This window comes from Chondrinema litorale, from assembly GCF_026250525.1.
In the GTDB taxonomy this organism is placed as follows: Bacteria; Bacteroidota; Bacteroidia; order Cytophagales; family Flammeovirgaceae; genus Chondrinema; species Chondrinema litorale.
Window position 1 is genome coordinate 106562 of record NZ_CP111054.1, and the last position, 17097, is coordinate 123658.

Annotated in this window: 9 protein-coding genes; 3 read left to right on the forward strand and 6 right to left on the reverse strand. The window is 33.6% G+C overall.

Features of this window, described 5'->3' with window-relative positions:
- Window positions 1–164: 164 nt before the first annotated feature.
- The 4 genes from OQ292_RS33470 to OQ292_RS33485 all read right to left on the reverse strand — a co-directional run bounded on the left by OQ292_RS33470 (window position 165) and on the right by OQ292_RS33485 (window position 10518).
- A complete protein-coding gene (locus tag OQ292_RS33470) occupies window positions 165–2579 on the reverse strand; it encodes a DUF4132 domain-containing protein (protein ID WP_284688488.1) in 2415 nt (804 codons plus the stop codon).
- A gap of 290 nt (window positions 2580–2869) precedes the next feature.
- Window positions 2870–3139, reverse strand: a complete 270-nt coding sequence (locus tag OQ292_RS33475; RefSeq protein ID WP_284688489.1) for a hypothetical protein — start codon at window positions 3137–3139, stop codon at window positions 2870–2872.
- Window positions 3140–3315: 176 nt separating this feature from the next.
- Complete coding sequence (locus tag OQ292_RS33480; protein ID WP_284688490.1) at window positions 3316–4242, reverse strand: hypothetical protein; 927 nt, start codon at window positions 4240–4242, stop codon at window positions 3316–3318.
- An 18-nt stretch (window positions 4243–4260) separates the two neighbouring features.
- Window positions 4261–10518, reverse strand: coding sequence for a MopE-related protein (locus OQ292_RS33485; RefSeq protein WP_284688491.1), 6258 nt, complete (start codon window positions 10516–10518; stop codon window positions 4261–4263).
- Between the two features lie 390 nt (window positions 10519–10908).
- Here OQ292_RS33485 and OQ292_RS33490 point away from each other — a divergent pair, with 390 nt between their 5' ends.
- Window positions 10909–12168 carry a YdcF family protein gene (locus OQ292_RS33490; protein ID WP_284688492.1) on the forward strand — a complete coding sequence of 420 codons (1260 nt, stop codon included), beginning with the start codon at window positions 10909–10911 and terminating at the stop codon, window positions 12166–12168.
- Window positions 12169–12305: 137 nt separating this feature from the next.
- Window positions 12306–12968 carry an antA/AntB antirepressor family protein gene (locus OQ292_RS33495; RefSeq protein ID WP_284688493.1) on the forward strand — a complete coding sequence of 221 codons (663 nt, stop codon included), beginning with the start codon at window positions 12306–12308 and terminating at the stop codon, window positions 12966–12968.
- Between the two features lie 150 nt (window positions 12969–13118).
- Here the strand turns inward: OQ292_RS33495 and OQ292_RS33500 are convergent, their stop codons facing one another.
- Entirely contained in the window at window positions 13119–13508 is a 390-nt protein-coding gene (locus tag OQ292_RS33500) for a hypothetical protein (protein WP_284688494.1), read from the reverse strand.
- A complete protein-coding gene (locus OQ292_RS33505; RefSeq protein WP_284688495.1) occupies window positions 13505–14266 on the reverse strand; it encodes a ParA family protein in 762 nt (253 codons plus the stop codon). Before OQ292_RS33505 ends, OQ292_RS33500 begins: the two co-directional genes overlap by 4 nt.
- Window positions 14267–15633: 1367 nt before the next feature.
- Here OQ292_RS33505 and OQ292_RS33510 point away from each other — a divergent pair.
- Window positions 15634–16977 (forward strand): replication initiation protein, encoded by a 1344-nt coding sequence (locus OQ292_RS33510; RefSeq protein ID WP_284688496.1) that lies wholly within the window; start codon window positions 15634–15636, stop codon window positions 16975–16977.
- Window positions 16978–17097: the final 120 nt, after the last annotated feature.

Consider the following 17097-nt stretch of genomic DNA (forward strand, 5'->3'; position numbering starts at 1 on the left):
TCAATCTTGATTGTTTTAATATTGGTTTTTTAAGAAGTTGTTTCTTTAGGTTACAAAACAAAAACTTTAGACAACTTCTAATTAGAACCTTTTTTTATCCTAAAAATTGGCATAAATATGCTATTTAAAGCCCATAAATGATTATAAATGGGCTTTTATTTTATTTACAATTGTCTTAGAATTAGTTGATCAGTGATTTTATGATCTTCTGCTAGTAAAAAGGCTTTGCTTAAAATGATGGAAATCATTTGATCTCCCTCAAAGGGCAAATACACTTTTTCCTGATCGCTATTTCTATCTGGAACTATACACAAATACTGGTCGTGCGGGCTCATAAGAATATTGCCACTCCCCAAATGAATTTTATAAGTTTTCAACTGGCCATCTACAATAAGAAATTTTCCATCGAAACTGCATTGATCACTTATTTTTAATTTAGGAACCAGTTGCTCTAAAATGCTTTTTCTGGTTTTGGCAATTTCATTTAAATTTCCAAATGAATAGCTGTGCCAGTAAGTATACATGTCGTTGTTGCCGCCATCTTGCCAATTGGTATCGTTGCCAATGCTTGTTACACCCACAAACATATCAACATCACGCATCATCTCAGAAAACACGATCTTGGGCACTTCTTCCATCGCCAATCTTCTATCATCTTGATAAAAGCGCACCTGATCTGTGGATATGTACATAAAAATACCATTGCCAGAAGTTTGGATTCCCTGCAAATTAGAATCTACCCAAAACTCTGTAGAAATTCCCCAAGCAGGTATTCGTTTCACGGGTGTATTATGAGAATCCCAGTCACCCATTAGCGAGTAAGACCAACCTCTGTGCTTGCAAAGTGCCGTAAACTGATGTTGCTTGAGAATATGCGCTGCAAAACGATTTGAATAGTTAAAGGTATTTTTTTCTGCCTCCGTAACCAGATAAATTTCTCTAAAAGCTTGCTTAAAAGGTTGTTGTATCTGATGCTGATACATAAACGCTCTCCATTGGCTAATTTCCGTTTCTTTGCTGTGTATCGGGTGCCAAAGTTGTATTTCAGTATCTTCTGAAATCTTTACTTCTTCGTTTAATGCATTTACAAATTTGCCATCCAAATAAATAAAAGCATTAGATTGCTCTCCTGTGTTGGCAACCCAAATTAACTTTTGCGCTAGAAAACCAATAAATGCATGATTTAGATAACGCTTTTGCCAGATTGCATACGACCAGCGTCTCTTTTTAAGATAAAGTTCTTCAATACGATCTCTTTGTGCTATCAAAATTTCCTGAATCTCTTTTCTCAGCTCTTGTATCCTCTTCACATCGGCTTTCTTTTCTGTTCTCAAAATCTTGGGTATCGATTTCTGGCTTTTACCATTGCTGTTTTGCCAACCCAAACTCACTTTTTTAAGCGATTCTATTTTAATTTCGGCGGTGAAAGATTGCTTCTCAAATGCTTCGGAATAGGTAAAATCTTCACCTAATCCATAACTCGGAACTGCGATTTCTTCAATTTCCTCTTTATCCATTCCTCCTGCTTCGGCCATTTCTTTGAGCAACCGCTCAACATGACTTTGTACTGATGGATATTTGGTTTTCATTTTTACTTTGGTGATGAAAAACACGCCTGTTTCTGCTGGCAACATTGAGAATGTATACAAACCAGCATTTCCAATTTTTACAGACAAAGCGCCATGACCTCTAATCTTTTTGAAAGACAGATGACATATTTCTTCAATCTTGGCAGAAAGTTTATCATCGTTAATTAAAGCACAAAGCCAAATAGCACCTCTTACAATTTGTATGTTCTTTTCACCAAAAAAGTAATAGCTATCTATTTCTTTCCAATATTTATGGATGCTACCAAGGGTTGATATGGTGATATCAAACCAAACATGAATAATTTCTTGTAGATAGTCGTCTTTTCGCTCTTTTAATAGCTTTTCGGCTTCTTTTAACCATTTTTTTGTTGGCTTTGAATTACCAGAGCCTTTCAATAAAAATTGGATTACAGGCTCTATTTTAGCGTAGTCTTGCGAAGCTAAATAATGGCCAAGCGCATCATTGCCTTCAAAAAGTGTAGTACTTTTATCGCTCAGCAAAATGGCAATTCTCCTATTAATTTTTTCTTCTTCTGCACCAAAGTATCTTCTTTCAGTTATAACTAATTCTTTTAAAAGCACTTCCACTTCATTTGTTAAACCATTCTCCTGTATTTCTTTTTCAAAAACATCTAATAATAGCTGATAAGGCAATTGATACTGATACTCGTTATCTGCACCTATAAATGCATGCGTTAAATCTCTGAGGTGCTGATAACTGTACTTGTATTCTGATTTTAAGAACACACGCAACAGCTCATGGATTTTCTTTACCGAATAGTAAACAGTTGGCTTTACCTGAATATAGTTGAGCAAACTGTATAGAAACTCAAGCTTTTCTTCTTCGGTATTAGCCTTTTCAAAAGCATGGTTCATTGAAATTTTGTGCTTTAATAATTGATCGATTACGACTTCATAATTTGTTTGTTCGTTGTTATTTGGCTGAGAATTTCTTTGCAGTTGAAATTTTTTGATTCTAGACGGGGTCATTTTTTTAAAGCAGGTTTTGTTAAAAAAGGAATATTGTTAGTCGTGCCCATTAGAAACCCATGCTGAGGATTTTATTCAGACATCCACTCTAAAAAAATCGTAACCACCAAATTGATAAGAAACAGAACCTCTATTGGAAATAGGTTGACAAGAAATAAATAAGGAAAAAAATCGTGAGCCGATAGCTCTTGTGACATGTTAGGTTTTGCATACATAATCTGACTATTTAAATGTTTTATATGGCAATTTTAAATAGTCAGACCGTACGCTATTTGAGGTGTGAAAAATTTTCAGGATTTTTTATTCTGATATTCGTTCAACTTGTTACTAAGCTTTTGAAATTCTTTGTGATTCTTCTCCTGCTCTACGCCCTTCATGTATTGTCTAGCTCCATAAAGCACTAAACCAAAAGGCAAAATAAATAAACCACCAAACTCTTTAGCTGCTCCTATACTCATAATGGAGAAGATGATCCCACCAAAGAAAATAAACTTACCAAGCGATTTATTCTTTTCGTAGTTAACAGGGTCTCCTACTTCTTCATCGCCAGAAACTTTCAACTTTTGCTCAAGATGTTGTTCTTTCTTCCCTTCTTCTTCCTCAAAGTTTTCGCAAAATTCTTCAAAGTCGGCATGCTTATCTGTGAGCTAACAAACCAAGCCTATTTTAGGATTAGCCTTTCTTAAAACACAAATTCTACAAAAGGCCAAGTGTTCTTGTCTGGTCGTCATACCACTTATTTGAAGTGTAAAGTCTGTGTCAATTCTCTAAACACTTCTACATCAAACTCTTCGCCACCGGATATGCCCTGCAAAACTACTTGTACTTTATCTTCCGCTACAACTTGAATGTAAATATTCAGCATCTTGCCTTCCATGGTAGATTTAGCGATTATTTCGTACCCCGTATAATCGTTGATATTATGCTCTTCGCTACTAATTATTTCGATGTCGGTAATGCCTTTTTCTTTGAGACCATTTAGCATAAGCTCACAAGTGGCAGATGGTGTGGTAAGTCCATCAGACGGCAAAGGAATCGCCAACAACATAGTTGTATTTTGAATATTTTCTGTGACTCCATCGGGTGTAAAAATAAACATATTGGCATTTGCTTGCGCGAACTTCAAAGTTGTTTCGCTATCATCTAATGTGAAAGGCGCATTTGCCATATAGTCTATTTCCATCTCTTTCTGATACTGCGTTGAAAGCAAGGCTGTTTTCATTGCTGCATCCATATTTTCATCTACTCCCGGATTTACACCAATGAGCATAACAGAAAAAGTACTATCGCCAAAAACTAGATTATGCGTTTTAGAGGTCTCATCATCTACACTTTGCAGACAAAAATATTTGGCAGGATATCCATTTAACTCTAACTCTTCTAAATCCATCATTTTTATACCTTTAGTTTCAAATTTTTCTTTTGAAACATTTTCGGTACTAGAGAAATAATTGCCAGGATTAACTTCCATCACGTTAATTGCGCCTTCCTCCCCTATTTGGAATCCGTTAAAACCGATTCCGGGAACTGCTCCTTCTGGCGGAATCATCCACACACGAGTTCCACTTACCAATTGATGTTTTTCAGTTAGTTCACTTTGAGCCAATAAGCCAGTTGCTGCAATTACACTCAGCAAAAGTGTAATTATAATCTTGTTTGCCATGTTTGTTGGGTTCGTTAGTTAATTTTTTACAACTTTCCAGTTTGCAATGCCATCACTACTAACTAGATTAATGATATAAATACCTCTTGCTAGTTCATCCATTTTCAACTCAAATGTAGTTTTATTTCCTGAATATGCTTGTTCTTTTATTTTCCTACCTGATGCATTCATGATGCTGATATTCACATCGGTAATACTTTGATTTAGCTCTACAATGAGTAAGCTAGTTACAGGATTAGGATAAATGGTTATCCCTTTTTGAAGTAGCATATCTGAAATGCCAGTTACTGATTCTACGATAGAAGAGATTTTTTCATCACCAATAATCACAAATATCTGAATCGTAGAATTTTCATTTTCTAATGAGACCTGAGAACTGTTTAAATCTATAATTTTACCGTTATAATCTGCTTTTATTACGTACTCCCCAGTATATAAGCCTTCTAATCTAAACCAACCAGTTTCATCAGAAATTGCATTTGCAGCTATTTCTCCTGTACTTTCATACTCAGCATAAACAGGCACATTGGGTAGTGGTATACCTTCTTCTAGACTTTGATAAACTCTTCCCCCGCTGTTTCCTTCTTGCAATAATGCAAAACCTTCAATTGTACAACTACCTTGATTAGTACTAGACTTTGTTAAAACCTCTATAAGGATAGATGTGTTTTTACTTAATGAAATCGGTGTAGCTTCTGAAAGTAACAGTACATTACCAGAATAGGTAGTTAGCAAATTAGGGTGAAGTGTAGAATCTGGGATTACTTTAACAACATAGTTACCTTCTTCTATATCTTCAAAAACAGTAGAAGTATTATCCCAGCTCTTTTCAGCTATTACTTCAAAACCAGTCGCTATACTATAAAGAACTATATTTGCTGATGAAATTTGTTGATTATCTTTTGCCCTTAAAGAGACTCCAATTTTATAGCTAACAACTTGATCTTCTATAATTCCATCGCAGTTATTATCTAATCCATCTAATAGTTCTTCAGCCCCTGGGTAAATTGTATTGTTTGTATCATCGCAATCGGTATTATCTAACACATAGCCCTCTGGTTGCTCGCAAGCTTGAATGCTTGAACTTGCATCTCCATAGCCGTCCCCATCAACATCTGCGTGCCATACTTTCTCTGGGTTAACAGTCGCATCTGTATCATCACAATCGCTGTCATTTGCCACATAACCTGCTGGCTGTTCACAGGATTGGATGCTTGAATTCGCATTTCCGTAACCATCGCCATCTATATCTGCATACCATGTACCCATTTCAGTGGCACCTTCATCTATTTCGCCATCACAATCGTTATCCAAACCATCACACAACTCTACTGCATTTGGATATACAGTCTTGTTTGAATCATCGCAATCAGTATTATCTAATACATAGCCCTCAGGCTGTTCGCAAGCTTGAATGCTTGAACTTCCATTTCCGTAGCCGTCCCCATCTACATCTGCATACCACACTTTCTCTGGATTAATAGTGGCATCTGTATCATCACAGTCGCTGTCATTTGCCACATAACCTGCTGGCTGTTCACAGGATTGAATACTTGAACTTCCATTCCCATAGCCGTCTCCATCTAAATCTAAATACCATGTACCCATTTCCGTGGCACCTTCGTCTATTTCACCATCACAATCATTATCTAAACCATCACACAACTCTACTGCATTTGGATATACAGTCTTGTTTGAATCATCGCAATCAGTATTATCTAACACATAGCCTTCTGGTTGCTCGCAAGCTTGAATGCTTGAACTTGTATTTCCGTAGCCGTCCCCATCTACATCTGCATACCACACTTTCTCTGGATTAATAGTGGCATCTGCATCGTTACAATCGCTGTCATTGGCAACATAACCTGCTGGCTGGTCACAGGATTCTATGCTTGCTGATGGATTTCCATAGCCGTCTCCGTCTGTATCTGCATACCATGTGCCCATCTCCGTGGCACCTTCGTCTATTTCACCATCACAATCGTTATCCAAACCATCACACAACTCTACTGCATTAGGATATACAGTCTTGTTTGAATCATCGCAATCAGTATTATCTAACACATAGCCCTCTGGTTGCTCGCATGATTGGATACTTGAGCTTGCATTTCCATAACCATCGCCATCTACATCTGCATACCACACCTTCTCTGGATTAATAGTGGCATCTGCATCGTTACAATCGCTGTCATTGGCAACATAACCTTCTGGCTGTTCGCAGGATTCTATGCTTGCTGATGGATTTCCATAGCCGTCTCCGTCTGAATCTGCATACCACGTACCCATCTCTGTGGCACCTTCATCTATTTCGCCATCACAATCATTATCCAAACCATCACACAACTCCACTGCATTAGGATATACAGTCTTGTTTGTATCATCGCAGTCTGTATTATCTAACACATAGCCTTCTGGTTGTTCGCATGACTGGGTACTTGAACTTGCATTTCCATAACCATCGCCATCTACATCTGCATACCACACTTTTTCAGGGTTGATAGCTGCATCTGCATCATCACAATCACTGTCATTGGCAACATAACCTTCTGGTTGTTCACACGATTCTATGCTTGCTAATGGGTTTCCATAGCCGTCTCCGTCTGAATCTGCATACCATGTGCCCATCTCTGTGGCACCTTCGTCTATTTCGCCATCACAATCATTATCCAAACCATCACACAACTCTACTGCATTTGGATATACAGTCTTGTTTGAATCATCGCAGTCTGTATTATCTAACACATAGCCCTCTGGTTGCTCGCATGATTGGATACTTGAGCTTGCATTTCCATAGCCATCTCCGTCTGTATCTGCATACCACACTTTCTCTGGATTCACAGTTGCATCTGTATCATCGCAATCAGTGTTATCTAACACATAGCCTTCTGGCTGATCTGTTGCTTCTACAATACTATCTGCATTTCCATAGCCATCGCCATCTGTATCAGCATACCAGATCGTTTTATCACAGTTATCACTAAAACTTGTTTGTTCATCAAAAAGCCAAGTTTCTGTAGGTGTAAAACCTTCATCTATCTGTATGCAATTTAAGCTTGGGTTTTCAGTAAAATATGCCTCATACATTGATGTGTTACTACCATTTGCCAAATTAAGGGAGGTCAATAGATTATTGGAGCAATCCAAATATCTCATACTAGTATTTTGAGATAAATCAATATTAGTTAATTGATTGCCAGAACACATAAGTGTTGAAAGTAATAGGTTATTTGATACATCTAAATCCTCAAATAAATTATCTTTTATATAGAAAAAACTTAAAAGCTTATTATTTGATACATCAATTGATGAAATCTGATTATTATAACATGTTAAGTTTTTTAATGCAATATTCTCAGATACATCTATTGACTTCAACTCATTACTATGACAATTCACATCAGTTAATGCTATATTTTGACGAATGTCTAATTTTGATATTTGATTATTATCACATTCTAACTTTACTAATTCAGTTATTTTTGATAAATCTAATGAAGTCAATTGATTTTCAGCGCAATCCAGTGTCCTTAATAATATATTATTTGATACATCTATTGATGTAAGTTTATTATTAGAACAATTCAATGAACTAAGAGAAGTATTATTTGATACATCTATTGATGAAATCTGATTATCTGTAAAACTTAATTGCTTTAAGATATAATTATTTGATACATCCAATGATGCCAATAGATTACTATAACAAGATATTGTAGTAAGTAACGAATTGTTAGAAACATCTAATTTAGACAATTGATTACTCGAACAATATAATGTTTCAAGCAATTCATTATTTGTAATATCTAAAGAATTTAATTGGTTATGTCTTAAATCTAAGTATTCTAATTTTTCACAACCAGAAATATTTATTGAATTCAACTCATTAGAAAGAGAAACTATATCTGTTAATTGAGTATTTTGAGATGCATTTAGTGATGTTAATTTATTTTCACTAAAGTCTAGAGAATATAAATCTATATTTTGAGAGATATCTAATGTTTCAATAAAGTTGTTGTTGCATCTTAACACAAGCAATTTCACATTTTGAGTTACATCTAATGATGTTAAATTATTATTTGAGCAATAAAGTCTTTTTATAGATATAAACTCTTCTATACCTGTTAAATCTGAAATATTTTTGTTGCTTACATCCAATGTCCCTTCATATGCATGAGCCTCAAAACGTTGGATTTCTCCATCTCTATCTGTATTTATAGAATAGTCATTTACAAGAATTTGCTTAAAATTTGCGTCGGGGATTTCTACTATTTCTTGATTTATGGAACTACAATCTGAGTTATAAGAAAACTCTAAATGGTCCCAATCATCAGGAGGGGTAAAACCTTCATCTATTTGTATACATCTCAATTGAGGGTTATCAGTTGCCCATAAATATTCGATTGCACTGTTATTACCATTAGCTATGTTTAATGATCTTAAATCATTCTTAACACAAGTAATATTTTTTAATAATGGATTTTTTGATAAATCTAAATTTACTAGCTGATTTTCAGAAGAGTAAAAACTATTTAATAATACATTATTTGACACATCTATCTCTGTAAGTTGATTTTGATCAAAAGACAATTCTCGTAATTCAATATTTTTACTTAAATCTAGTTTATTAAGCTGATTATCACCTAGGTATAAGCTTTCAAGCAAAACATTTTCACTCACATCTAACTCACTTAAAAAATTTCCAACACAGTACAAATCTGTCAAATTAATATTTCCTGAAATATCTAATGAAGTAAATTTATTCCTTGAACATCTTAAGGAAGACAAATTGATATTTTTAGAGATATTCAGTGAAGATATTTTGTTATCAAATAATATTAAATCAGTTAGAGCTATATTATATGATAGATCTAAACTTACTATTTGATTATCGTAACTTTTTAAAATTTTTAGTTTCGTATTATTAGATAAATCAATAACTTCAAATTTACTCTCATAACAAGATAATTCTTCTAATTCAGTATTATTAGATAAATCAACTTTCACTAATTGACTTCCTCCAAGACTAAGTACTTGCAGAGCTTTGTTATTAGATAGATTGAGTTCTTTCAATTGACTACCCACACAATGGAAAGTTATTAAAGAAGTAAACTCCTCTATACCTGTTAGGTCTTCAACTAATGTGTTACTTATATTTATACTTTCAAAATACTCATTGGCTTCTGCAAGTTGTATTTCACTATCTCCATTTACATTTATATATTCATCCCCAACAAGAATGGATTTAAAAACTGGATCAGGAATATTTACAGTTTTACTACAATCATTACTAAAACTAGCATGTTCACCTTTTACCCAAGTCTCAGGCGGCACAAAGCCTTCGTCAATTTGAATACACCTTAAAAAATAATTTCCTTTTACATCAACTTCTTCAAGAATACTGTTACTGCCATTTGCAAGATTTAGATATCTCAAATCATTATATTGACACTCTAAAGATTTAAGCAAAGTATTTGCAGAAATATCTAATCCCGATATTTGATGATTTCCAGCACAGTTTAAATAACTTAAAGAGATATTTTTAGAAACATCTAAACTTGAAAGTTGATTGCCTCTACATTCTAATCTAACAAGAAATGTATTCTTTGTTACATCTAATTTCTCAATATTATTATTGTAACAATCTAGTTCTGTCAAGAATATATTAGAAGATAAGTCTAATAAATCAATCTGATTCTCACTACAATCTAATATTTTGAGCTTTGAATTTTGAGATATATTTAAACTTTTAATTTGATTAAACCTAAATCTTAATTTAGATAATTCAATGTTTTTTGAAACATCCAAACTTTTAATTTGATTATTGTAACAGTATAAAAGTTCTAATGCTGTATTTTCGGAAACATCTAAACTTTCTAATAAATTTTCTGTACAATCTAAATATGTTAAAGATTTGTTTTGTGATAGATTTATATCTCTTATACTATTATTCCCACAATATAATTCTTTTAAAGCTACATTCTGAGACAAATCAAGTGACGTTAAATTATTTCTATCACATTTAAGTTTAGTTATATTTATAAAAGCCTCGATACCAGTTAAGTCTGAAATATTTTCATACGACACATATATTCCGCCACTATATGCATTAGCTTCGGTTACTTGAATTTCACCATCTCCATTTGTATCAATTAGAAAATTATTTATATGGTTGTTTATCAAAGCGGACTTAAAGTTAGCATCTGGAATATCTACAATTTGGGCTATACTAATCAGTGGAAACGCTACAAAAATTAATAGTAGTAGTTTTATCTTCATCTAAATGAGTTTAGTTTGTTAGCTATTTTGAAAGCTATTACATAGCTAAAAAATAGTATGGCATTTATTAACTACCCGCCAATTTATGGTATTAAAAGCGATTTTTAAATAAAAATTTAAAAGTATTATTATTATTAACACTTAATTATCCCTTCAATATAGAATGAGATAACCTCTATTTTTACTCCATTAATTTTCCTTTAAGTTTCATTCAAGAGATTGTTAAAAATGGGCTTAAAATGAATGCTATTTGCCATTGATTGGCATTCTTAAAATTCCGCTACCAGAATTGTCACTATTCGGTAATATGCCAGCTTGTGCTATCGGGGCTTATTCGCAAATATTGCAGCTTCAAATCAAAATTCAATACTCAGATATTTCAATAAATTAATGACTACAAACAAAACAATCTTTCTTCTAGCGCTAATCTTTATTCTCCCCTACGTTTTGTTAGGACAACAATACCGACTTTACAATCCAGTAAACCCTGGCAACTATGTGCAAGACAAAAACTTTTATCTACTTACGCTTTTTGAGAAAATCCCTGAACTCAATAAAGTACTAGCAGAAAACAGTACACTTTCAAAAATTGCATCTGACAAGAAAAATGCTTTACAAAATGCTGCTCAGAACTGCCGAGAGGACCTTAGCTGCCACACCAATGGATTAATATGGACTGATGATGAAATTGAATTGATTGGTAAAGAATTGCAAAAGCTAACACAATCATCATTAATTTTTAAGCAACTAATCGAACAACACATAAAACCTTCTGGCTATTTCCAACTTTACAATGAGCTAGATAATGAAAGCCTCATTTTAAAATCTTGGGAAGATGCAGCAAATGGAATAAACAGGTTGATAAATGTTTATGCACTTGCTGAAAAACCTCACTATGCAAAGATTGACTCTGTGAGCTATAACATAAATGGGGTTTATTATCAACGTTTGGTGGATTGTTTAAATGGCATTTTGGCTGAGCAAACAGATGAAATGAGCTTGTTCTTTCAACCTTCATTGGCATTTACTTTGGGTTTAATGGAGATTAACAACAGAGATGAAGCAGCGCGATTTGAACCAATGGAGGTAAAGGAAAATGCAACAGCCTTACAGCACATCCCCAACATCAATTGGAATGACTATCCATATTCGGTAATTCTGGTTCCCGGTCATGGTCCAGATGAAGCACACTTAGCTTTAAGCCCATTAGGTAAACTGCGCGATGAGTTGGCTGCCAAAAGATACAAAGAGGGAAAAGCGCCATTAATTATCGTTTCTGGTGGCTATGTACACCCATTTCAAACTCCTTTTTGCGAGGCAATTGAAATGAAAAAAGACTTGATTGAACGTTTGGGAATACCCGAAAGTGCTATTCTAATTGAGCCACATGCCAGACATACAACTACCAATTTTAGAAACGCAGCCAGACTGATTTACCAATATGGCATTCCTGCAGATAAGTTAGCACTGGTAACTACGACCAAGTATCAAAGTTACTATATTAGCGATATGGGGCTCGACAAACGCTCGATGGAAGAACTCGGTTATGTGCCTTACCAACTGCATAAAAGGCTTAACCAACACGATATAGAATTTTCTCCAAAGATCGAATCTTTACATAGAGATAATTCAGACGCACTTGATCCCTGATTCTGTGATATTTGTATATCACAGCCCCTTTTCTGTTATCTTTCATGACAAGAAGGGGTTTGTTTTTTTCTTCAAATCAGTTTAAAGTCTTAACTTTATATTTGTCTTTCAATCTTCATTTTTTGAAATATACGGGTATGGAATTAATTAAAATTTACGACGGGAGAACAGTATCAGCCAAAGAACTGCACAAGTTTCTGGGACCAAAAAGTAGATTTGCCGATTGGTTTAGAAACAGAATTAAGCGATACGAATTCTTAGAAAATGAAGATTATGTAAGGGTATCTAAAATTTTAGACACCCCTGGTGGAAAGCAAGAAACCATCGACTATGCACTTACCTTAAATATGGCCAAGGAGCTCTCTATGGTGGAAAACAACGCCAAAGGAAGAGAAGCCAGAAGGTATTTTATTAAGGCAGAAGAAGCTTTAATTGAGCTTTATAAGAATAAAAGATTTGAGGCATTTTCGAAATTACAAGACTCGTTGGAGCGGTTAAAGGAACGTGTTTTAGAAAATGGTTTTTCTGATGCTGACTATTTGCAGATTGATACCGAAGGCAGAAAAGTGTTATTTAATGGCAAATTGGTGGAAGATGCCAACTTGAATTTATTACTCCTCAAAGGCCGAGATTTTGCAGTCGAACTTACTCGTACCAACATCAAAGAAGGTGATTCGCTAGAAAGCATGGAAAGCACAGCTAAAATCCATCATGGTGAGGTGAGAGAAGTACTGGGCAAATCGGGAATTAAACCAGAAGAAATTCCAGAAGAACACGACATTAAAAGGCTTGATGAATAAGAAAAACTTCAAAAGGTTCATATAGCTCACTAGACAAGTCTAAAAACTTGAAAAATACAGCAAATTATTACATCTAAGCCTCAATTTGAGGTGAAACGAGGAGTAATTCAATATACAGGAAAAAGAGCTTAAAAAGCCTAATTATTAAAATTAGGCAAAATAATCTTCTAATATTCTATTTAGCACTTTGGTTGCCGAATATTTCTTTCCGGTTTTAGATTCAATCTTTTTAGAAATTTCTTCTGCTTTCTTCCACAAAGAAGTACGAACTTGTACTGTTTTAAAAGGATCTTTCTCCTCCTCCTCTATCACAAAAAGCTCATCAACTTTAGAAACCTTCTTTTTGGTAGTGGCAGCTTTCTTAACTACTGGAGTTGCTTCACTCTTCTCTTCATTTTTTGCCTTTTTAGCTTCTGTCTTTACCTCAGCACTTTCAGTATTTTCCTCTTCTGTAGCAGCAGGCTTTTGCTCATATTTTTTCAATTCGGAGTTTACATTGAAAAAATCGAAGTTCTCTTCTGAGAGTTGTTTCTTTTTCATAGTCTTTCCAGTATTTCGTTGGTTAAACTTGTGGCATTAACAATGGCTTTACTTTGCGGATTGTAATCTTCTAAAAATTCTCCTCTGGCACAAGCATTTGTAAGATCAATATTTTGCAATAAATAATTATCAAGCACCAGCCCATTGTAATTTCTTTCTACCATTTGCATACACATTTTTCCATGTCCACTGCGCAAAGAAATGTTGGTTCGGTTAAGAATAATTCCAGTAATATCTGCTACTGGTAGTTCATTTTCTTTAAGCTCATTAATTTTGGAAGAGATAGTTGCCAAACCTCTTAAGCTAGCTTCTTCTAACAAAGAAACTAAGAAAATATGAGTAGATGCCAGTATAGCATTTGCAGTTCCAAGCGCAATTGAAGGAGCTACATCGAGAATTACAATTTCGTAATCTGTCTTTTTAAGCTTGCGTTTTAAAAGCAATTCTCTGTTAGACATACCCGCCAGAATCAACTCTGCGGTGTTACCTCTAATCGAATTAGGAATCACATCTAAGTAATCATTCACTGAGTGAACTACATCTTCTATTTCCAAATCTTGAATAACCAAATCGGCAAATTCTTTACCTTGGTTATTCTTAATACCCAACCACGATGGGCTGTTAGACTGACTATCAACAGAAATCAATAATGTTTTTACATTTCTTCTTGATAAAAACTGGGCTACAAGTGCAGAGATCGTGCTCTTACCAACTCCCCCTTTTTGATTCGCAAATGTTATAACTTTCTGAGATGACATATATAAATATACTAAAAGTCTATTACTTAATTATATATTTTTAACTTATAGTACAAATATAAGTTTTTATCATGTGATAATAAAACATTTTAATAGCCTATTTTTTTATTTTATCTTATATCATGTGTTATAAGATTAATTTATATCATATATTTTTATCACATTTTAATATTTTAAATCAAAATACTAAAACAGCAAGATAAAATATACAATTATAAGAAAGTGATATTGTAGAATTATAGACTTAAGAAATAATTTAATCAAACATAATATTGAGATATAAAGAAACTATCATGGAAATTAAAATAACATAAATGGGGTTTACAGAATTCTAATAGTTCAATAGTTATCTTTAAAAACCTAATTCTTCATTTCAAATAAAAACTACGTACGTGTTTTATTATAACTATCTAACTAATATTTAGCCCTCTATAATTACTTGATTATCAATCTATTGAAACACTTATAGATAACATATTAAGGGTGTGTATAACGTAAATGGGGAATCAATAAATAACTAGTTGTTAATCAAATAGATAACTATAAATATATACTACTAAGATAACATTTATAGGGATTAAAAGATAACATCATTAGGGAGAGGATAACGTTTCTGGGGAATTGTTTTTAATTAATTGATAATCAGGTGTTTGTGATTATATTTTTAGCTTTGGATAACATAAATAGGGTTTTAATGATAACATATTTGGGGATTGCTAATAAATAACCCCAATAATGTTATAGTAAAGCAAGGTAACATTATTGGGGCTAAAGGTAAACATAAAGATTAAAATCTTCATTTAAGATGATACAAGTACGATTTATCATATAAGAATAACATAAATGGGGTTATAAGATAACGTTTTTTGAGCTGATAGAAGTAATCTAAATTCTTCAGCTAAATCTTTAATGGTAACTGTTTTGGGGTCGTGTTACCTTTAGATGATTTGCTAATATGTGTGACCATATAACAAAGTATAAGATAACATAATTGGGGTCTGTTGCGAGATTTAATAAAATTTTTTTACCGAAAAATAAGATTTTATGAAAAGATTTTTGATTAAGATAACATAAATGGGGCTATACTATAACATTATTGGGGTCGATTGAGAGTCGTATACTTTGTTTAACATTTAAAGTAACATTAATGGGGTTTGTGAAGCTTTAAACTCATTATATGATTATAGAATAAATAGACTATAACTATCTGATATAGTGTTGTTTATGATTTTTTTATTACTTGAGTATTCTTCTAATACAAATTAAAGATAACGCTATTGGGGTGTAACTAAATTTTTTTACTTTTTACTTGATAACATCAGGAAATTGATGTTATCTTTAAGGCAAACAGAAGGTTTGCACATCTTATGGAAGACAGAAAAAATAACACATTAGTAACCAAAGGGAACGATCTAATTAATGCACGCTATAAGTTATCTCCCACAGAGAATAAATTATACTTATTAGCCATTGCACAGATTGAACCCAATGATAAAGATTTCCAAAGATATGTAGTACCAGTGAAGAAATTTATTAAAATGACAGGTACTAGCTCTAAAAATGTGTATGAGCAAATAAGAGAGGTGTCTGAATCATTAGTTGCCAGAAGGTTGGAGATTCCCAGAGAGGGTGGAGGCTTTCTCCATATCGGTTTTGTGAGTAGTGCGGAGTACAAACCAAAGAAAGGTTGTGTTGAAATATTGATTGACCCCAAGTTGAAACCTTATTTGCTAGACTTAAAGCAAAGGTTTACCATTTACGATATTAGAAGTGTTTTGGGAATGCGTAGCCAATTTTCAATTAGGATATATGAGTTGCTAAAATCATTCGAACTGATTGGTGAAAGGGTATTTGAGTTGATGGATTTGCGAGATATGTTGGGAATCGAGACAGAGAAGTACAAGAAGTATGGCATGTTTAAGAAACGTGTGCTTGATCCGGCAAAAGATGAATTGAAGTGGAATTTCGATAACCCGGATAAAAAGTGTGATTTATGGTTTAAATACGAAGAACTCAAAACTGGAAGAAAAGTAACTTCGATCAAATTTTATATCTACAATAAAGATAGAAGTAAGCAAGAGCTGATAAACGACCCCAATCACGAGTTAAAGGAAGATATGAAGGAAATGGGTTTAACAGAAAAGCAGGTAATTAAATACATAGATAAAGAGCAGAAAGATGTGGCATTGATAAAGGCGCATATCAACGATACCAAAGAAGGTTATAAAGCTGGAAAGGTGAAAAATCAAGCTGCTTATTTAATTACACTTTTAGAAAGAAATGCCCAGCCGAAATCTGCATTTCAAAAGCAACCTGAGTTAGAAAAAACACAACAAGTAGAACTGAATAGAAAACAATCTGATTCTTACCAAAAAGAGGCTGCCATAATTATTCAATTAAAAGAGCAGTTTGAAGATTTCCGCTCTGTATTGGCTCAATCTAAAATTAATGATTTGAGTGAAGATGAATGGAAGGCTTTTGAAGAGTATGCAGAGAAAAATAAGCTGTTTACTTCAAAATTTATCAAAAACGGAAAAATCAACCGCGATAAGGCTAAGACCAGTATGCTTATGACAGCTTTTATTGGTTTAAAGCTTCCTGATTATAATCTCCAGTTTAAAGAGTGGTGTTTTTCCAAGTATGGCTATCAACTCGAAGAGGTTGAAGGAAAGATGAGAATACTCGGAAAACAGAAAACCATGTTTGGTTAAAATATATTTTTTTGGAAGTCTTTAGCTAACTAATTTTTTAATAGAGTTGGCTAACAGAACATCATTATTCTGTAAATTTGAATATCTGTTGATTTATATTTGACTGATTGTTGGGTTTTG

Excerpts from the sequence above, each read along its gene's own strand:
- OQ292_RS33505 (WP_284688495.1), bottom strand. The coding sequence starts at position 14,266 with ATGTCATCTCAGAAAGTTATAACATTTGCGAATCAAAAAGGGGGAGTT.
- OQ292_RS33495 (WP_284688493.1), top strand. The coding sequence starts at position 12,306 with ATGGAATTAATTAAAATTTACGACGGGAGAACAGTATCAGCCAAAGAA.
- OQ292_RS33490 (WP_284688492.1), top strand. The coding sequence starts at position 10,909 with ATGACTACAAACAAAACAATCTTTCTTCTAGCGCTAATCTTTATTCTC.
- OQ292_RS33480 (WP_284688490.1), bottom strand. The coding sequence starts at position 4,242 with ATGGCAAACAAGATTATAATTACACTTTTGCTGAGTGTAATTGCAGCA.
- OQ292_RS33500 (WP_284688494.1), bottom strand. The coding sequence starts at position 13,508 with ATGAAAAAGAAACAACTCTCAGAAGAGAACTTCGATTTTTTCAATGTA.
- OQ292_RS33485 (WP_284688491.1), bottom strand. The coding sequence starts at position 10,518 with ATGAAGATAAAACTACTACTATTAATTTTTGTAGCGTTTCCACTGATT.
- OQ292_RS33470 (WP_284688488.1), bottom strand. The coding sequence starts at position 2,579 with ATGACCCCGTCTAGAATCAAAAAATTTCAACTGCAAAGAAATTCTCAG.
- OQ292_RS33510 (WP_284688496.1), top strand. The coding sequence starts at position 15,634 with ATGGAAGACAGAAAAAATAACACATTAGTAACCAAAGGGAACGATCTA.